This is a genomic window from Wenyingzhuangia fucanilytica (assembly GCF_001697185.1).
In the GTDB taxonomy this organism is placed as follows: Bacteria; Bacteroidota; Bacteroidia; order Flavobacteriales; family Flavobacteriaceae; genus Wenyingzhuangia; species Wenyingzhuangia fucanilytica.
This window is the reverse complement of record NZ_CP014224.1, coordinates 1,252,788-1,272,941: the sequence shown is the minus strand read 5'-3', so window position 1 is coordinate 1,272,941 and position 20,154 is coordinate 1,252,788. Positions and strand designations below refer to the sequence as shown.

Genomic DNA, 20,154 nt, shown 5'->3' with positions numbered 1-20,154 from the left:
TGCTTTTTTTATTTATTATTGTTTTATAACAACCTAGGAATTCCAGGTAATTGCCCAGCTAAAGCTAACGATACTACACAAACAACAAACATCACCCCAGGTATTACAAGTTTTTCTTTCCAAGACATTCCTTTTGCTCTTTCTCTATCCCCTATCAATCCCATATTGTCTAACAACATTGCCAAGGCCCATCCAAAAACAGGATTTACAAAAGCACAAGCAAAAATACAGGTTCCTGCACTTACAGAATCTTTTTGTTTTTTTACCATTTGCATTCCTGCTTCAAGTAAAGGTAAAAATACTCCCACAATTAAAGCTACTCTTAACACTGGTTCCCACATGGCTAAATCCATAGGGTAACCAAAAACAGAAGCCAACACACATAGTATTGCGGTAATTAAAGCTCCCCCAGGAATTGGTCTTTTGGCAATAGCTGCAGGAATCATGTAAGTTCCCCAAGAAGAAGCTATGTTTCCTCCTCCTAAAAAAGAACCTACAATTTGTCTTACTGATGCTATTGACATGGTATCATCTACGTCCATCAACACCTTTTCTGATCCTTTAGGATAATTAATTTCCTGAAAAACTCTATGACCTAAAAAATCTGGAGACCACATAACCACCGCTAAAATTGCAAAAGGAATTACAGCAATATAATGCTCTATTTTTGGCCATCCCATTTGCCAACCTGTAGTTTCTCCCCACCACCACATAGGGTTCATATGTGGTAAACCTGGAGCTGTAGTAAATTCAAAATGAGCTCCCATAAAATAGGCTACTAATCCTGCTATGGTTGAACACAACGGAATTGCTACCCATCTTTTTCCTATTCTTGCTAAATATGCATATATCAAAATAATCAGACCTATAATTACAAAAGATATAGTGCTTTGCCCAGCATTAGCAGCCCAACCTTCTAATTTATCAATCTGACTTAAAAGCCCCATCGCTCCTAAATAAATAAGTAATCCACCTCTCACCCCAATTCCAGTCAAGTTCATTAATTTAGAACCTCCCTTGGTTATACTTAATGCAATACCAAAAACTCCAATTAAAATTCCCAAAGCCAATGGGTGCCCACCTGCAGCTGCTATAATGGGAATTAATGGAAGCATTGGCCCATGAGTTCCAGATAAGTTTGCATTAGGATTTAAAATAGCAGAAAATAAAATCACAAAAAAACCACCTGCAATTAACAACTCAAAGCGTACATTTTCGGCCACAAACTCTGGAGACAAACCAAACTGTGAAGCTAAAGCAGCAACAATGGCTGTTACCATCACTACTTTACCTATAGTTGCTGCAATTCCAGGTGCTATATCTTCTATTTCAATGGAATAATCTCTAAAAGGTAAGTTTATTCGCCATTTTCTAAAATTTAATATAGAGAGTTCATGCTCCAAATATTCTTTTCTACTTTTAAATTCTGATGATTTCTTTCTTTTTTCCTTATAGTTTTTATGATTCATTATAGATTATTAGATTTAATTAGTAAAAATCTAAAAATATATATTTTACATTAACAATCCATAAAATAACCAGCAACTTTATAAAAAAATGACAAAAAAAATCCCAACATAAAATGTTGGGATTTTAAAATTATATCTTTTTTAAATTATACCAATGAAGCCAAACTAGCTTTTATGGTTTCTATTTTAGATAAAGCATCCGATTCTTTTTTACGTTCACTAGCAATAACTTGCTCTGGAGCATTGCTTACAAAACGCTCGTTAGATAATTTCTTTTGAACAGATTTTAAGAAACCTTCTGTATACTTTAATTCTTCGTTTAACTTGGCTACTTCTGCTTCAATATCAATAGCTCCTGCCATTGGCACAAAGTATTCATTAGATTTCACACGGAAACTCAATGCTCCATCTACAGCAGCATCTACATAAGATAACTCAGCTAAATTCCCCATTTTAACAATAACAGCATCAAAGTCTTTAGAAGTGTTATCATTATTTAAAACAGACAAATCAATCGTTTCTTTAAATGAAATATTTTTGTCTTTTCTAATGGTTCTAATTCCTGAAATTACTTCTGATGCAATTTCAAAATTAGCAATGATGTCTTTGTTATACTCTGTAGCTTTAGGATATTCTGCAATAATTAAAGCTTCTTCTGGAGTTCTATCAGAAATTAACTGCCAAACTTCTTCTGTTAAGTGAGGCATAAAAGGATGTAAAATCTTTAAATTATCTTCTAAGATCCCTATTACTTCTTTAAAAGTAACAGCATTCATTGGAGAACCAAAGGCTGGTTTAATCATTTCTAAGAACCAAGCACAGAAATCTTCCCAAACCAATTTATAAATACTCATCAAAGAGTCACTCAATCTGTATACTTCAAAATTAGCATCTATTTCTGCTAATGTTTTTTGGAATTTAGCTTTGTACCAATCAATCGCTATTTTAGAAGCTTCTGGTTGTGCTTCTGTTTCTGAAACTTCCCAACCTTTAATCAATTTAAAGGCATTCCATATTTTATTAGCAAAATTACGCCCTTGTGCACATAAATCTTCATCAAACATTAAGTCGTTACCTGCTGCAGCAGATAATAATAATCCTACACGAACACCATCTGCTCCGTATTGTTTCATCAACTCAATTGGATCTGGAGAGTTCCCTAAAGATTTAGACATTTTACGTCTTTGCTTATCACGAACAATTCCTGTAAAATATACGTTGCTAAATGGTTTATCATTTCTAAATTCATACCCTGCAAACACCATTCTAGCTACCCAAAAGAAAATAATATCTGGACCTGTAACCAAATCGTTGGTTGGGTAATAGTAATTAATTTCTTCGTTATCAGGATTGTTAATTCCATCAAAAACAGAAATTGGCCATAACCAAGAAGAAAACCAAGTATCTAAAGCATCTTCATCTTGTTTTAAGTTGGCAACTGTTAAAGCAGTGTTTCCAGTTTTTTCTATTGCCAATGGCAATGCTTCTTCTACTGAAGTTGCCACTACAAAATCTTCTACTCCATCACCATAGAAAAAAGCAGGAATTTGATGTCCCCACCACAATTGACGAGAAATATTCCAATCGCGAATATTTTCTAACCAATGACGATACGTGTTGTTGTAACGTTTAGGGTATAATTTAATATCTTCATCTTTTAACACCGCATCTAAAGCTGGTTTTACGATTTCTTCCATACGTAAAAACCACTGAGCAGAAATTTTAGGTTCAATTACCGCTTTGGTTCTTTCAGAAGTTCCAACTTTGTGCATGTGTTGCTCTACTTTTACCAAAGCTCCAATTTCTTCTAACTCTTTAGTAATTTCTTTACGAACTACAAAACGATCTTTACCATTGTAATGCAATCCGTTTTCATTTAAAGTAGCATCATCATTTAAAATATCAATAACCTCTAGGTTGTGCTTTTCTCCTAAAACTTTATCATTTTGATCGTGTGCAGGGGTTATTTTTAAACAACCTGTTCCAAACTCAATATCTACATATTCATCTTCTATGATAGGAATTACTCTATTGGCAATAGGTACAATAGCTTTTTTTCCTTTAAGATGTGTGTATCTTTCATCGTTAGGATTGATACAAATAGCAGTATCTCCTAACAATGTTTCTGGACGAGTGGTAGCAATAGTTACTACTTCATCAGTTCCTTCTATTTTATAATTGATGTGGTAAAAGTTTCCTTGTTTTTCTTCAAAAATCACTTCTTCATCAGATAAAGTAGTTTTTGCTTCTGGATCCCAGTTTACCATACGATACCCTCTATAGATATCTCCTTTTTTGTATAAATCAACAAAAACTTTGGTTACAGATTCACTTAAATCTGCATCCATAGTAAACTTTGTACGTTCCCAATCGCAAGAAGCACCTAATTTTTTAAGCTGATCTAAAATAATTCCCCCATGTTTATCTGTCCACTCCCAAGCGTGTTTCAAGAACTCATCACGAGTTAAATCCTCTTTGTTAATTCCTTCAGATTTTAACTTAGCAACCACTTTAGCTTCTGTAGCAATAGAAGCATGGTCTGTACCGGGTACCCAACAAGCGTTGTAACCTCTTAAACGAGCTCTACGAATCAATACATCTTGAATAGTATTGTTAAGCATGTGTCCCATGTGTAACACTCCTGTAACATTTGGCGGAGGAATTACAATTGTATAAGGTTTTTTGTCGTTAGGTGTTGAATGAAAGTAGTTGTTTTTCATCCAGTAATCGTACCATTTTTCTTCTACCGCAGTAGCATTATATGTATTAGGAATACTCATTCTTTATTTTTGTTAAATAACAGGACGCCAAAAATACTAAATATCCCTACGACTAAAAAAAATAACGGTATAGTTATTGAAAGTTTCAATATAAAATTTATTTTTACTTAAAATTTAATCAACATGAAGAAATTAGCTTTTATCATCTGTATGGCCTTAGCTCCAATGTTAACATTTGCACAACAAGCAACTGCTAGTACAGATAACACTTTAAAACCTATTATTAAATTTGAAAAAGAAGTAATAGACTACGGAACCATTGCTCATAATGCTGATGGTGTACGTTATTTTAATTTTAAAAATGTAGGAAGCGCTCCTTTAATTATAAAAAGCGTAAAAGGAAGCTGTGGATGTACAGTACCTACTAAGCCAGAAGAACCAATTATGCCAGGAAAATCTGGACAAATTAAAGTAAAATATGCTACAGATCGTGTAGGTAGATTTACCAAAACAGTTACTATAATTTCTAACGCCACGGAACATCCTAAAGTAGTTAGAATTAAGGGAGAAGTATTAAAAGATTAATTAATATACTCCTAATAAAACTCAAAACTGCTTATTTTAGAATAAGCAGTTTTTTTTTTGCAATAACACAAAATAAAGACAAACAAGAGATAATACCACTAGTATTCTTTAAGAAGATTAGAAATTTGTACTTTTGTTCCCCTTAAATCAATAAAATAAAAATTAAATAAATGCTTAGAGTTTCTAACAAAGGTCGTGCTATTCCTGAGTCTCCAATTCGTAAATTGGTTCCTTATGCAGAAGCCGCCAAGAAACGTGGTACTGAAATATTTTATTTAAATATTGGACAACCAGATATAAAGACCCCTAAAGTTGCTTTAGATGCAATTCGTAATATAGATATGGAAGTCTTGGAATACTCCACCTCTAATGGTTCTGAGCAATACAGAAACAAATTGGTTGATTATTATAAAAAGCATAATATCAATATTACAAATGAACAAATTTTAGTAACTACAGGAGGATCCGAAGCTCTATATTTTACCATAGCGAGTATTACAGACCCTCAAGATGAAATCATCATTCCTGAACCTTTTTATGCTAACTATACAAGTTTTTCAATTGCTGCTGGGGTTAATGTAGTACCTATTAATACCAGTATAGAGAACGGTTTTGCTTTGCCTAAGATTGATGAGTTTGAAGCTTTAATTACTCCTAGAACTCGTGCTATTTTAATTTGTAATCCAGGAAATCCTACGGGAACTTTATATTCTAAAGAAGAAATTAAACAATTAAAAAAATTAGTTGTTAAGTATAATCTATTCTTAATTGCTGATGAAGTTTATCGTGAATTTGTATATACCAACGATGGGCACTACTCTGTAATGGAAGAAAAAGGAATGGATATGAACGCCATTATGATAGACTCAACCTCTAAACGCTACAGTATGTGTGGTGCTAGAATTGGATGTGTAGTTTCTCGTAACCCGGAACTTATTAGTACGGTAATGAAAATGGCTCAATCTCGTTTATGCCCTCCTACTATTGCTCAAATTGCTGCAGAAGCCGCATTAGAAACACCACAAAGTTATTTTGATGATGTTAAAAAAGAATATATAGAACGTAGAAATATATTAGTTGAAGAACTACTAAAAATAGACGGAGTTCAAGTAGTAAAACCTAATGGAGCATTTTATTGTTTGGCAGATTTACCTGTTGACAATGCCGATAAATTTGCCAAATGGTTGCTAGAAAGTTATAGCAATAATGGACAAACAGTAATGGTTGCTCCTGGTAGTGGGTTTTATTCAACTCCAAACATTGCGCTTAGCCAAGTAAGAATTGCTTACGTGCTAAAAAAAGAAAAATTAATTCGTGCTGTTGCTATACTTAAAGACGCTATTGAGAAATACAACGCACAATAACCTTAAAAACTAAAATATATTTTATGAAAAATATAGTTGTTATTGGTGGTGGAAACATGGGTTTCACCTACGCAGAAGGAATTTACAATGCAAAAATTGCAAACATTGAAATTATTGACAAATCTGAAGACAGAATTGCAGAAATCAATGGAATGAATAAAATGAAAGCAACGACTAGTTACGATGTTTTAAAAAATGCTGATATCATATTCTTGGCGGTAAAGCCACAAATTGCACCATTAGTATTTAATGACATCAAATCTATTGTGAATAAGGATCAATTATTTGTTTCTGTAATGGCAGGAATGACTATTGAAACCATTCAACAAGGATTAGGAATAGACAAAGTAATTAGATGTATGCCTAATTTACCAGCTTCTATTCAATTAGGGATGACTACTTATGTTGGATCTAAAGAAGTTGCTAAAGAAAATTTAGACTTGGTTGGAAACATCTTAAAATCTACTGGTAAAGCTTTTGAAGTAAAAACAGAAGATATGATTGATAACACCACTGGAATTTCTGGAAGTGGATCTGCTTATATCTTTTACTTTATGAATGCTTTGGCTGAGGCAGCTGAAGATTTTGGTTTTTCTAGAGAAGAAGCAAAAACATTAACCGCTCAAACTTTTGAAGGTGCAGTAGAATTGTACAAACAAAACGACATCTCTTTAGAAGAATGGATGAACCGAGTAGCTTCTAAAGGAGGAACAACTAGAGCAGCTCTTAACAATTTTGATGATAACAATGTTCACAATTTAATTAAAGAGGGAACTGTTGCATGTGTTAACAGAGCTAAAGAATTAGCCGCTGATAAATAATATAATTATTTACACAAAACACGCTACAAAACCCTTTGCTGATGCAAAGGGTTTTGTATTTTTAATACCTAATAAAAACAATCATATTTTTTATTTTATGACCATTGCTATGACAAACCAAAAACAATCACGTTTTATGACATCTTTAAAAAATAATATCAAAGATGTTCTTTTAATTATCATCGGTATATTCTCTGCATCATTTGGCTTTAAAGGATTTCTTTTAACCAATGATTTTATTGATGGAGGTGCTACAGGAATTTCTTTGTTAATATCCGCTATTTCTGGAGTTCCTTTATACATCTTGATTATTGCAGTAAACCTTCCTTTTATTTTTATGGGATACAAAACTATGGGAAAACACTTTGCTGTTAAAACCGCATTTGCCATAGCTGGGTTAGCACTTTGTGTTGCAACTGTTAGTTTTCCTAACGTTACAAATGATGATTTATTGGTAGCTATATTTGGAGGTTTTTTTCTTGGAGCAGGAATTGGATTGGCTGTGCGTGGTGGTGCTGTAATTGATGGAACAGAAATACTTGCTATTTATTTAAGTAAAAAGCTAGGAACAACTATTGGAGATATTATCATACTAATTAACGTTCTTATCTTTTCTATTGCCGCTTACTTACTATCTATTGAGATAGCCCTATACTCTATGATTACTTATATCTCCGCTTCTAAAACTTTAGATTTTATTATTGAAGGTATTGAAGAGTATATAGGAGTGACTATTATTTCTTCTAAAAATAATGAAATCAAAAATATGATTACAGATAAACTAGGTAGAGGAGTTACCATTTATAATGGTCAAGGAGGCTATAACAAAAACGGAGATACAAACAAAATTGATATTTTATACACTGTAATTACTAGACTTGAATTAAGTAGAGTTAATAACGAAATTGACAAAATTGATCCTAAAGCTTTCATTGTGATGAATAGTGTAAAAGATTTAAAAGGAGGAATTATTAAAAAAAGACCTCTTCATTAATTTTTATAACCCGTTTCATTTTTATTACAAAATTGGTAAGGTTATTGATAAATATGGACAAATCTACCCAATAAACATTCTTTTAATAGCTAGTGCTTTTAATTTAGCTTAAATTATTTTATATAACATGAGAAAAACAATACTCTCCATTATTGGTATATTATTTATTGCTTTATCTATTTTTATTTCAAAAACTTTAATAGACAATAAAACAAAACCCAAACCTGTTGCAAAAAAAATAGTAAAAACTGTTTTTACAGATACCATACAAAACACAACAGTTCCTATTGTTATTCAAGGAAATGGAAGTTTAAAAGCCAAAGAAAGAATTGAATTATATTCAGAAGTACAAGGAGTTTTAAAAAAAGGAACTCATTTATTTAAAACAGGACAAACCTATAAAAAAGGAAATGTTTTAATTAAAGCCGATGATGTAGAATACTATGCTTCTGTGCAATCTGCCAAAAGTAATTTATACAATATCATTGCTTCTATCATGCCTGATTTAAGGTTAGATTTTCCTGAAATTTATCCTAAATGGAAAAAATACTTAGACAATTTTAATATTGAAAGCAGCACTCCTTCCCTACCAAAAATAGAAAGTGAAAAAGAAAATTACTTTATTACAGGTAGAGAAATTGTAAAAGAATATTACAACGTAAAAAACTTAGAACAACGCTTATCAAAATACTCCATTAAAGCTCCTTTTAATGGAGTATTAACCGAAGCTTTAGTTACAGAGGGAACTTTGGTAAGAAGTGGTCAAAAATTAGGAGAATTTATAAACCCATCTATATTTGAGATGGAAGTATCTATTAGTAAATCTTATGCTAGTATTTTAAAAACAGGAAAGCAAGTAGCTTTAACCAACTTAGAAAAAACAGAAGATTACACAGGAACCATTACACGTGTAAATGGTAGTATTAATACAGCCACACAAACCATAGCTGTTTTTATAGAAGTAGAAAACAACAACCTAAAAGAAGGACTTTATTTAGATGCAAACATCAATGCAAAAAGTATAGACAATGCTATAGAAATAGATAGAAATCTACTTTTGGAAAGTCATGAAATTTTTATCATAAAAGATGGTATGTTAAACCTAATGCCTGTAAAACCAGTTCATTTTTCGGACACTACAGTTATTTTACAAAATGTACCTAACGGAACTGTAATCTTAAAAAGCCCAATTCCTGGAGCCTATGCAGGAATGTTGGTAACACCTATTTCAAAATAAACCAACATAAAGACTTTTCATAATGAAAAAAATAATTAGTTATTTTATCAAATACCACATAGCAGTAAACATATTTATTCTTGCTTTTGCTTTATTTGGTTTTATAGGAATGCGCTCTTTAAAATCTTCCTTTTTTCCATTGGTAGATTCTAAATTAATTTCCATCAACATTAACTATCCTGGGGCCTCACCTCAAGAAATAGAAGAAGGTATTGTTTTACAAATAGAAGACAATTTAAAAGGACTTAAAGGTGTAGATAGAGTTACTTCGGTTTCTAAAGAAAATAGTGGAAGCATTAGTGTAGAAATTGAAAAAGGGGAAGATATAGATTTTATGCTTTTAGAAGTAAAAAATGCTGTAGATAGAGTTCCAACCTTTCCATCTGGAATGGAACCACTTGTGGTTTCTAAAAACGAAGAAATTAGAGAAACCATATCATTTGCTTTAAGCGGTAAAGATATTCCCTTGGCAACTTTAAAAACCTTATCTAGACAAGTAGAAAATGATTTAAGAGCTATTGATGGAATTTCGCAAATAGCCATTTCTGGTTTTCCTGATGAAGAAATTGAAATAGCCGTTGATGAACTAAAATTATTGGCTTACAACATTACTTTTGATGACGTTTCTAAAGCAGTGAGTTCTTCAAATATACTAGTTACTGGAGGAAATATTAAAACCAATGCCGAGGAGTATTTAATTAGAGCAAATAATAAATCTTATTACGGTAAAGAACTATCTAACACCATTGTTAAAGCGGATGCTGATGGAAAAGTTGTGAGATTAAAAGATGTTTCTATTATTAGAGATCGCTTTTCCGAAACTCCAAATGCTACATATTTTAATCAAGAATTAGCGGTAAATATTAGTATTACAAGTACTAACAATGAAGACTTACTCTCTTCCGCAGAAAAAGTAAAGGAATATATTGAAACATACAATGAACAGCATAACAATGTAAACATAAGCATTGTAAGAGATATGTCTGTTACTTTACAACAGCGTACAGATTTATTGACCGAAAACGCTATTGTGGGAATGATATTGGTATTGGTATTTTTATCATTATTCCTAAATACTCGTTTGGCTTTTTGGGTAGCATTTGGTCTTCCTATTTCTTTCTTAGGAATGTTTATTTTTGCTAGCCAGTTTGATGTAACCATCAATATTTTGTCACTATTCGGAATGATCATCGTTATTGGTATTTTGGTAGATGATGGAATTGTAATTGCCGAAAACATTTATCAACATTACGAAAAAGGAAAAACACCTATACAAGCTGCAATAGATGGAACTTTAGAGGTTATTCCTCCTGTAGTTTCTGCCATCATCACTACCCTATTAGCCTTTTCTCTATTCTTATTTTTAGATAGTAGAATTGGGGAGTTTTTTGGAGAAGTTTCCGTTATTGTAATTCTAACTTTAGTGGTTTCTTTGGTAGAGGCCTTAATTATTTTACCTGCTCACCTAGCACATTCTAAAGCTTTAAAGCCAGATGTAGCAGAAGAAAATCCATCAAAAGTTAAACAGTTTTTTAACAAAATGAGAGGGATTAACAAAATAGGTGACAGATTGATGTCTTTTTTAAGAGATCGTATTTACAGCCCTATTTTAGACTGGATTTTAAAATATAAAATTTTATCCTTTAGTGTTTTTATTGGTTTATTAATTCTTACAATTGGATCTATTCAAGGAGGAATTATTAACGTAACTCTTTTCCCAAGAGTGGCTAGTGATACTGCTATTATTGAATTAGAAATGCCTGCAGGAACCAATGAAAAAATCACCGACTCTATTATTTCTTTAATAGAAGAAAAATCTTTCATAGTAAATAAAGAATTAACAGATAAATACTTAAAAGGAACTGGAAAGCAATTATTTGAAAACACTATTGTCAACATCAATAGCAGTTCTAGTGCCAGCTTACGTATCAACCTTTTACCTGGAGAAGAAAGACCAGATGTGATTAAATCCTTTATGGTAACTAACAGATTAGAAGAATTAGTAGGCCCTATAGTGGGTACAGAAAAACTAATTTATGGTTCTGGAGGTAATTTTGGAGGAAGTCCTGTATCTGTTTCTTTATTAAGTAATAATATTGAAGAACTTAAAGCTTCTAAGGTTGAATTAAAAAAATATTTAGAATCTAACCCACTTTTAAAAGATATTGAAGACAACGATCCTCAGGGAATCAAAGAGATTCGTTTAGAATTAAAAAACAATGCTTATTTGTTAGGCTTGGATTTAAACACGGTAATGACTCAAATTAGAGCTGGATTTTTTGGTACTCAAGCGCAGCGTTTTCAGCGTGGACAAGATGAAATTAAAGTATGGGTTCGTTACGATAGAACAAACAGAAATTCTATCAACGATTTAGATGATATGAGAATTGTAACACCAAACAACGAACGTGTTACCTTAAAAGATATCGCTACTTATAGTATCATAAGAGGTGATGTTGCCATCAATCACTTAGAAGGACAAAGAGAAATACAAGTATCTGCAGATTTAAAAGATCCTAGTACTAGTAACACGGAAATTTTAGACGATATTAGAACAGAGTTTATTCCTAAAATACAATCTAAATATCCTACAATTAGTGCCTCTTTTGAAGGACAAAATAGAGAAGCTAGTAAACTTTCTAGTTCACTAAACAGTGCCGGAACCATCATTTTATTATTGATATATATTACCATCGCTTTTACTTTTAGAAGTTATAGCCAACCTATTTTACTACTTATTTTGGTTCCTTTTAGTTTAACTGCTGTTGCTTGGGGACATTGGATTTTAGGATTCCCAGTTAACATATTATCGCTATTAGGAATTATTGCATTGATTGGAATTATGGTAAATGATGGATTGGTTTTAATTGGTAAGTTTAATTCTAACTTAAAAGAAGGAATGCCTTTTGACCTTGCTTTATCCGAAGCAGGAAAATCAAGATTTAGAGCCATTTTCTTAACCTCTTTAACCACCATTGCAGGTTTAGCTCCTTTATTATTAGAAAAAAGTAGACAAGCACAGTTTTTAAAACCTATGGCCATTTCTATTTCTTTTGGTATTGCTTATGCCACCATTTTAACACTACTTGCCTTGCCTTTATTATTATCATTTAGCAACAGTATTAAGAAAAACGTTAAATGGTTAGCAACAGGTAAAAATGTTACAAAAGAAGAAGTAGAACGTGCTATTAAAGAACAAATCGAAGAAAATGAACACTAAAATCATCATATTATTCTTTTTAAGTTTTATCAGTTTACAAGCTCAAGAAGTATTAACACAACAAAAAGCTATAGAACTTGCTTTAGAAAATAACTTTGGCGTTAAAATGGCCAATAATAATGTAGAGATTGAAAAAAATAATACAGACATCCTTAACTCTGATTATTTACCAACCATTACTGCTAATGGAGGGGCTGTAGCTAATTTAAACAATATTGATGCGGAATTTTCTAACGGTACCAGCACTAGTTTAACCAATGCTAAAAGTTCTAATTACAATGCCTCTATCAATTTAAACTACACCATTTTTGATGGTTTTGGAAGAGAATACAATTACAAACGTTTAAAAGAACAGTATAATTTATCTGAATTAGAAGCCAAAGAAACTATAGAAAACACACTTATAGAACTTTTTAGTGTTTATTACAGCGTGGCTCAATTAAAAGAAAATGTAAAGTCTTTAACAGAAACACTTGATATATCAAAAAAGAGATTATCAAGAACTGAGTATCAATTTGAATATGGACAAAACACAAAATTAGGCGTTTTAAATGCAGAGGTTGATATTAATAATGATAGCATTAATATTATTAACGCTATTCAACAATTAAAAAATGCAAAACGTAACCTAAATGTGATTATTGGAAATACTCTAAAAGAAGATTTTGACATAAATACAGATGTTGACTTTTCTATGTATGCTAACAAAGAAGAGATGTTGGAGAGCGCAAAACAAAACAACACTACTTTATTAAAAACAGAAAAAAACATAGCTATTAGTGAGTTAAACATGAAAATAACCAAAGCTGGATTTTTACCTGTAATTGGTGTAAATGGTAGTTACGGATGGAGTAAAAACAACAACAACGCGGCTTCATTTTTATCTGTGGCAACCAACACTGGATTAACTGCTGGCTTAACTGTATCGTGGAATTTATTTGATGGTGGTAGTAATATTACAGCTGCCAAAAACGCTAAAATCAATATAGAAAACCAAAAATTACAACAACAAAATAACATTCTTAATATAGAACGAGATTTTAACAATGCTTGGGATGATTATCACAATAAATATCAAATTTATTTGATACAAGAAAGAAACATTAACACCTCTAAAAACAATTTTGATAGAACTTTAGAGAAATTTCAAATTGGACAAGCTACTTCTATTGAATTTAGACAAGCTCAACTTAATTTGTTAAACGCTGAATTGAGTAGAAATCAGGCCAAATACGAAACTAAGTTTGCCGAATTACAATTGCTACAATTAAGTGGTGAATTGTTAAACCTAAAGTTTTAAAATAAATTTGAGATTCCACACAAAATCTGCATCTTTAACCCATGCAATACCACACAGATTTCTCTCTTAAAAACTACAATACTTTTGGCATAGATGTTATGGCTAAAAAGTTTATTTCTGTAACTACAGTTCAACAATTAAAAACTGTATTACAAGAAAACAACGATGTATTTTTATTAGGCGGAGGAAGTAATATGTTACTAACTCAGAATATTGATGCTACTGTAGTTCACTTAAATTTAAATGGAGTAATTGTAAACAATCAAACAGAAAATACTGTTGAAGTTACTGCTTCGGCTGGAGAAAACTGGCATGAATTTGTTTTGTGGTGTATTGATCAAAATTATGGAGGTTTAGAAAACCTATCTTTAATTCCAGGAAACGTAGGAACATGTCCTATTCAAAACATTGGAGCCTACGGTTTTGAAGTAAAAGATACCATTACTTCTCTTGAAGCATTAAACAAAAAAACTTTAAAAATTGAAACCTTTACTAATGCTGAATGTGAGTTTGGATACAGGAATTCAATTTTTAAAAACAAAGCAAAAGATCAATACGCTATTATTAGTGTAACTTTTAAGCTTACTACTAAAAACCACAACACAAATACCTCTTACGGAGCCATACAAGAAGAACTAAAAAACATTAGTAACCCAAGCTTAAAAGACATTAGTAACGCTGTTATTGCCATCCGAAATAGTAAACTTCCAAACCCTAAAGAAATTGGTAATAGTGGTAGCTTTTTTAAAAACCCTGTGATTGATATTACTTTGTTTAACAAACTAAAAAATCAATATCCAGAAATTCCATCATACCCAGTTTCTGAAACACTTGTAAAAGTTCCTGCTGGTTGGTTAATTGAAAAAGCTGGATTTAAAGGAAAACGTTTTGGAGCTGCTGGAGTACATAGTAAACAAGCTTTAGTGTTGGTTAATTATGGAGATGCAACCGGAAAAGAGGTTTACGAAATTGCAAAAAAAATCCAGAGAAAAATCAAAACTGAATTTGAAATTCCTCTGGAAATAGAAGTTAATGTTTTTTAGAGTAATATTACTTTTCTAAATCATTAGAAATTCTTGTTCCAACATACTCATCATCTATAATATCTAAAATGATATTTTCTGTTTTTCCGTTTACAATATAAGTAGGAATATTATTTTTTGCTGATTTTTGAGCAACACTAATTTTAGATCTCATTCCTCCTCTACCTTCACCTTCACCTTTTTTGTTAGGTTGAATGTATTGGTCTAAGTTTTCTGTAGAAGTTACTTCTTCTATCAACTCAGTACCTTCATCGGCAGGATTACCTGTATAAACACCGTCAATATCTGTTAAAATAATTAATTTATCTGCCTCTACTAACTCAGCAATTAAACTAGCCATTTCATCATTATCTGTAAACATTGTAGAAGTTAAAGAAACTGTATCATCTTCATTTGCTACAGGAATCACTCCTTCTTCTAATAAACCTTTATAACAGTTTACCATATTATCACGGTGAACTCCAGGTTGAAAATCTCTTTTAGTTGGTAATACTTGCGCACAATTAATTCCAAAATCATGGAAAATATTGTAATATAAACGCATCATTCTTGGTTGACCGATAGAAGAATAAACTTGTCTTCTAATAGATGGATCTTTAATGATTGAGGGTCCTAAAACCTCTTTTCCTGCAATTGCAGATCCTGAAGAAACTAAAATGGTCATAATATTACGCTCATATAAATCAGCAATTTGAGAGACCAAGTTTTGAAGTACAGGGCGAACAATTCTATTGTTCTTGTTTTTCATTACATTGGTTCCTACTTTTACAACTATTAATTGATCGTACATAAATTATTTTTTTGTTAAAATTTACACAAATTTACAAAAACACAAGCAAACAAGCCTTGTATACTGAATAAATTTAACATTACTTAATGTTAAACTCTTTCTTTAAGAGCTTTATATGATTGGTTATCCTATCAATTTCTATATTCAAAGTTCCATTATAAACTCCCCTGATGTGCCCCGTTGGATCTACCAACAAAAAGTTTTCACTATGAATAAATGTGCTTGCTTTTTTTGATTCTTTAAAATCATCATCAGAAAAATATGATTCTCTAGCTATTTTATAAATCTCATCTTTATTTCCAGTAACCAAACTCCATTGTTTACTATTTATTTGATGATAATCTGCATACTCTTTTAACTTTTGAACAGAATCTATTTCGGGAGTAACAGAATGAGATATAAACTTTACGTTTTCATCACCTTCAAAATTTTCTTGTAAAAGAGACATATTATTAATTAACACCTTACAAATGCTTGTACAACTTGTAAAGAAAAAATGAGATACATATATTTTACCATCATAGTCTTGTTTAGACACTTTTTTTCCATCTTGATTGGTAAAGCTAAAAGGAGCTATTTTATGCTTTTTTACTTCTTTTCCCTCTCCCCATTGAGGAGTTAAATCATAAGAATTAAAATAAGGTAAAACATCTGGGTTCTTACGAACTGTTTTCTTCTCATTTTTAGAACTACATCCCACAATAATCATTATAGAAATTAGCCAAATCGTTTTTATCACTTTCATATTAAAACTGTTTTAAATCGCAACCTTTTGCTCTTAACCTACCAAAACGTTCGCCGTTAACTATTATATAATTCGCTAATAAATCTCCATCAAGATCCCACATTTGCTGATGCCCCTCTTCACGTCCATTGATATAATTATATTTTTTATAAATATCACCTGTTCTATACCATTCTTTTATCTCTCCCTCGTACTCACCATTTTCATTAAAAACATACTCAAAACGTTGCACACCATTTTCCCACCATCCTTTATGAACTCCAACTCTTTTTCCTTTACTATATATTCTTTCTTCTGCTAATTGACCATTTTGATACCATTTATTATAAACACCATCAAGTAGTCCGTTTTTAAATTCTCGTTGATATTTATGTTGACCGTTTTGATAGTTATTATACACGATGCCTGTATACAAAACATCATTTCTGTATAAAAGATTGTTATTCTTTTTAAAAGTGTTGTCAAAAACAGTCTCTTTTTCTTTAGCGCAAGAAAAGATTATTATAAGTAATAATAGGAGTATATTTTTCATGACTGGGGTAATTTGGGGGTTAATAAAACTAATCAATTTGTTTTTGATTTACAAATCATATTAAACCCTCATTATTTATTAGCTACTTGCATAAAAAACACTAGTGTTTATAACTGTATTTAAACTCTATAGAATTAAAAATTCTACAAAATATAACACTTAAAAGTATAGGTTCTAAAAAAGGAATAACCGTAAAAAATTGTATCTTTGTTAAAATTAATTTTATGAAACTATTCTTAATTTCACTTGGTTTATTAGCCTTAGCTTTTGCAGGAATTGCCATTAAAATATGGGGTAAAAAAGATGGTAAATTTTCTGGTACTTGTGCCAGTCAAAACTCTCAATTTAACGAATCTGGAGAACCATGTGGTTTTTGTGGTAAAATGCCAGAAGACTGCGAAAACAAATAACTTAAATAATACAGCATAAGCTTTTATGACCATTATACTTTTATCAATATGTATACTCATTACGATGATACATTTTGGTTACTACACTATTGTGTTCAACTTTTTTAACTTTACAAAAACCTCTCAAAAAGCAAACAACAACATTCCTGTTTCTGTAATTGTTTGTGCCAAAAACGAAGCTGAAAACTTAAAAAACTATTTACCTTATTTAATCAATCAAAAATACGATGAGTTTGAATTGGTTTTGATTAATGATAGATCTTATGATGAAACTGCTGATATTTTTGAAACATATGAGCAACAATATGATTTTGTAAAAGTAGTTACCATTCAAGAAACAGATTATTTTTATGGAAATAAAAAATATGCCTTAACACTAGGAATAAAAGCTGCTAAACACGATTGCTTATTATTAACCGATGCCGATTGTCAACCCAATAGCGAGTATTGGATTCAAGAAATGGCTAATCAATTTACCCAAAACAAAGAAGTAGTTTTAGGTTATGGTGCCTACCAAGACATTCCAAAAAGTTTTATCAACAAAATGATTCGTTATGAAACTTTAATGACTGCTTTACAATATTTTTCATTTGCACAAATAGGAATTCCATATATGGGTGTTGGGAGAAATTTAATGTATAGCAAAACTTTGTTTTTAAAGAACAAAGGATTTCATCAACACATTAGAGTAATGTCGGGTGATGATGATTTGTTAATCAACCAAATTGCCAACAAGCAAAATACCGCCATTTGTTTTGATGAAAATGCACATACTACATCTCCTCCCAAATTAGATAGAAAAAGCTGGACAACACAAAAAAGGAGACATATAAGCACAGCAAACCTATATAAACCATTACATAAATTCCTTTTAGGACTTTATACATTTAATAGATTATTGTTTTGGTTGGTATTGCCTGCTAGTCTTATATATGTAGACAATACTAATTATCAATTAATTATTGCAGGATTAATTGCAATTAAACTTATAAGTGAATATATTGTTGTAGGAATTGCAGCCAAAAAACTAAAAGAAAAAGGACTTGTACTTTTTACACCTATTTTAGACATATGCTTGTTGTTTTTTCAGCTATACATTTTTATTTACAATAATATTCACAAACCTCAAAAGTGGTCATGACCTCAGAAGATATTTTATTTACTCATATCAAAGCTGCCAAAAGAGGAGATCAAACTGCATATAATTATCTACTAAATTTATATTGGAATGATGTCTTTACATTTTTACAATCTAAAATTAGTGATGATACTATTGATGCAGAAGACATTACCATTATTACTTTTTCTAAAGCTTTTGATAAAATAGATACTTATAATGATGACTATGGCTTTAGAACATGGATTTTTACCATTGCAAAAAACTTGTTGATTGATGAGTTAAGAAAGCAAAAAAACATTACTATTTCTTTACAAGATCAAAATAATGAAGTTTATGGCTTGTCAGATGCAAATCCATCTCCAGAGGATAAAATTATTATTGAGCAAAATTTAGCAGAACTTAAAAGAAACATAAAAAAGTTAAAAGTTAAATATCAAAAAGTTATCAACCTAAGATACTTTCAGGACATGACTTATATTGAAATTGCCAACCACCTTGATGAGCCAATTAATAACGTTAAGGTAAAATTATTAAGAGCAAAAAAATTATTGGCTGAAATTATTACCAACTCCGAAAATGAAAATTAAAAATAAAATTCAAGCTTTAGGCCCTGGATTATTATTTGCCGGAGCCGCTATTGGTGTGTCTCATTTGGTACAATCTACAAGGGCTGGAGCAGATTTTGGATTTAGCCTCTTGTGGGCTTTAATAGCTGTACACATTGTTAAATATCCGTTCTTTCAGTTTGGTGCAAGATATGCCAATGCCACAGGAGAAAATTTATTAAACGGATATGGTAAACTACACAAAGGAACTTTAGTTGCATATTACATGATTAACCTTGCTTCTATGTTTACCATTCAAGCTGCTGTTACTTTGGTTACTGCCGGACTGGCTATGAATATCTTTGGACTTGATGGAAATGCAACAACAATAAGCATCATCATCACATTCATTAGTGCTATTATACTTTTAATTGGTCGTTATCAATTTTTAGATAAGGTGATGAAAATTATTGTTTTAACTTTAACCATCACCACAATTGGGGCATTATTTATAGCTTCAAGCAAAAATAACATTCCTGTAAATTGGACTCAAAAATTTCATTTTGAAGGTGTAGAAATAGCATTTCTAATTGCCTTTTTAGGTTGGATGCCCGCTCCTTTAGATGTTTCTATTTGGCAATCACTTTGGTCACAAGCCAAACAAAATCAATGTCCACAAAAAAGAAGTTTAAAAACTACTTTATTAGATTTTAATGCAGGATATATATCAACCTTAATTCTTGGAGTATGTTTTTTAGGCATGGGGGCTTTGGTTATGTTTAACAGTGGAGAAGTTTTTTCTAACGGAGCTTTAGGTTTTAGCAAACAATTGATAGAAATGTACACCAAAAACATTGGAGGAACCGCCTTTATATTTATTGCCGTAGCTGCATTTACCACCATGTTTAGTACTACTATTACTGCTTTAGATGCCTCCCCAAGAGCTATGCAAACCACTGCAGAACTCTTAAACTTTAAAAAGACCAAACACGCTTATACTTTGTGGATTTTATTTTTATCCATAGGAACCATTATTATAATTTCCTTTTTTACAGACCAAATGTTAACCTTAATTAAAATAGCAACTATTTTAAGTTTTTTAACAGCTCCTTTCTTTGCAATTTTAAATTACAAACTAATTACAAGTGAGTACACACCTGTAGCCTATCAACCAAAATTATTTTTAAAAATACTTTCTTTGTTAGGAATTCTTTTTTTAATTGCCTTTAGCGCTTGGTATTTAACCACTTTGTTTTAGT

General features: G+C 31.2%; 17 protein-coding genes. 12 read left to right on the top strand and 5 right to left on the bottom strand.

Annotated features, from left to right (window positions below; translation table 11 throughout):
- Nucleotides 1-23 precede the first annotated feature (23 nt).
- Together AXE80_RS05315 and AXE80_RS05310 are read right to left on the bottom strand one after the other, a co-directional pair.
- A complete protein-coding gene (locus AXE80_RS05315) occupies nucleotides 24-1,469 on the bottom strand; it encodes a DUF3360 family protein (protein ID WP_068825138.1) in 1,446 nt (481 codons plus the stop codon).
- 146 nt (nucleotides 1,470-1,615) lie between these two features.
- A complete protein-coding gene (locus tag AXE80_RS05310) occupies nucleotides 1,616-4,249 on the bottom strand; it encodes a valine--tRNA ligase (protein WP_068825136.1) in 2,634 nt (877 codons plus the stop codon).
- A 123-nt stretch (nucleotides 4,250-4,372) separates the two neighbouring features.
- Here AXE80_RS05310 and AXE80_RS05305 point away from each other — a divergent pair, with 123 nt between their 5' ends.
- The 8 genes from AXE80_RS05305 (at nucleotide 4,373) to murB (ending at nucleotide 14,753) form a co-directional block, all read left to right on the top strand.
- On the top strand, nucleotides 4,373-4,774 hold the full coding sequence (locus tag AXE80_RS05305; RefSeq protein ID WP_068825134.1) for a DUF1573 domain-containing protein: 402 nt from the start codon (nucleotides 4,373-4,375) through the stop codon (nucleotides 4,772-4,774).
- A gap of 170 nt (nucleotides 4,775-4,944) precedes the next feature.
- A complete protein-coding gene (locus AXE80_RS05300) occupies nucleotides 4,945-6,138 on the top strand; it encodes a pyridoxal phosphate-dependent aminotransferase (protein WP_068825132.1) in 1,194 nt (397 codons plus the stop codon).
- A 23-nt stretch (nucleotides 6,139-6,161) separates the two neighbouring features.
- Nucleotides 6,162-6,959 carry a pyrroline-5-carboxylate reductase gene (gene proC / locus AXE80_RS05295; protein WP_068825130.1) on the top strand — a complete coding sequence of 266 codons (798 nt, stop codon included), beginning with the start codon at nucleotides 6,162-6,164 and terminating at the stop codon, nucleotides 6,957-6,959.
- Between the two features lie 136 nt (nucleotides 6,960-7,095).
- Nucleotides 7,096-7,953, top strand: coding sequence for a YitT family protein (locus AXE80_RS05290; RefSeq protein WP_335673669.1), 858 nt, complete (start codon nucleotides 7,096-7,098; stop codon nucleotides 7,951-7,953).
- Between the two features lie 127 nt (nucleotides 7,954-8,080).
- A complete protein-coding gene (locus tag AXE80_RS05285) occupies nucleotides 8,081-9,190 on the top strand; it encodes an efflux RND transporter periplasmic adaptor subunit (protein WP_068825126.1) in 1,110 nt (369 codons plus the stop codon).
- A 22-nt stretch (nucleotides 9,191-9,212) separates the two neighbouring features.
- Nucleotides 9,213-12,410, top strand: coding sequence for an efflux RND transporter permease subunit (locus AXE80_RS05280; protein WP_068825124.1), 3,198 nt, complete (start codon nucleotides 9,213-9,215; stop codon nucleotides 12,408-12,410).
- The gene (locus AXE80_RS05275) at nucleotides 12,400-13,710 is read left to right on the top strand and encodes a TolC family protein (RefSeq protein WP_068825123.1); all 1,311 of its coding nucleotides are present in this window, start codon (nucleotides 12,400-12,402) and stop codon (nucleotides 13,708-13,710) included. Before AXE80_RS05280 ends, AXE80_RS05275 begins: the two co-directional genes overlap by 11 nt.
- 41 nt (nucleotides 13,711-13,751) lie before the next feature.
- Nucleotides 13,752-14,753, top strand: a complete 1,002-nt coding sequence (gene murB / locus AXE80_RS05270) for a UDP-N-acetylmuramate dehydrogenase (RefSeq protein ID WP_068825121.1) — start codon at nucleotides 13,752-13,754, stop codon at nucleotides 14,751-14,753.
- Between the two features lie 7 nt (nucleotides 14,754-14,760).
- Here murB and proB read toward each other — a convergent pair whose 3' ends face one another.
- The 3 genes from proB to AXE80_RS05255 form a co-directional block, all read right to left on the bottom strand.
- Nucleotides 14,761-15,543 (bottom strand): glutamate 5-kinase, encoded by a 783-nt coding sequence (proB, locus tag AXE80_RS05265; RefSeq protein WP_068825119.1) that lies wholly within the window; start codon nucleotides 15,541-15,543, stop codon nucleotides 14,761-14,763.
- Between the two features lie 79 nt (nucleotides 15,544-15,622).
- Nucleotides 15,623-16,288: an SCO family protein gene (locus AXE80_RS05260; protein ID WP_068825117.1), complete on the bottom strand. Its 666-nt coding sequence runs from the start codon at nucleotides 16,286-16,288 to the stop codon at nucleotides 15,623-15,625.
- 1 nt (nucleotide 16,289) lies between these two features.
- Entirely contained in the window at nucleotides 16,290-16,820 is a 531-nt protein-coding gene (locus AXE80_RS05255) for a toxin-antitoxin system YwqK family antitoxin (protein ID WP_083194587.1), read from the bottom strand.
- A 224-nt stretch (nucleotides 16,821-17,044) separates the two neighbouring features.
- On the opposite strand from AXE80_RS05255, the gene AXE80_RS05250 reads away from it, so the two are divergent.
- The 4 genes from AXE80_RS05250 (at nucleotide 17,045) to AXE80_RS05235 (ending at nucleotide 20,153) form a co-directional block, all read left to right on the top strand.
- The gene (locus AXE80_RS05250) at nucleotides 17,045-17,230 is read left to right on the top strand and encodes a membrane or secreted protein (protein WP_068825115.1); all 186 of its coding nucleotides are present in this window, start codon (nucleotides 17,045-17,047) and stop codon (nucleotides 17,228-17,230) included.
- A 64-nt stretch (nucleotides 17,231-17,294) separates the two neighbouring features.
- Complete coding sequence (locus AXE80_RS05245) at nucleotides 17,295-18,371, top strand: glycosyltransferase (protein ID WP_237340635.1); 1,077 nt, start codon at nucleotides 17,295-17,297, stop codon at nucleotides 18,369-18,371.
- Complete coding sequence (locus tag AXE80_RS05240; protein WP_068825111.1) at nucleotides 18,368-18,937, top strand: RNA polymerase sigma factor; 570 nt, start codon at nucleotides 18,368-18,370, stop codon at nucleotides 18,935-18,937. The genes AXE80_RS05245 and AXE80_RS05240 overlap by 4 nt, the downstream gene beginning before the upstream one ends.
- Nucleotides 18,927-20,153, top strand: coding sequence for an NRAMP family divalent metal transporter (locus AXE80_RS05235; RefSeq protein ID WP_068825109.1), 1,227 nt, complete (start codon nucleotides 18,927-18,929; stop codon nucleotides 20,151-20,153). Before AXE80_RS05240 ends, AXE80_RS05235 begins: the two co-directional genes overlap by 11 nt.
- The last annotated feature ends 1 nt before the right edge of the window (nucleotide 20,154 follow it).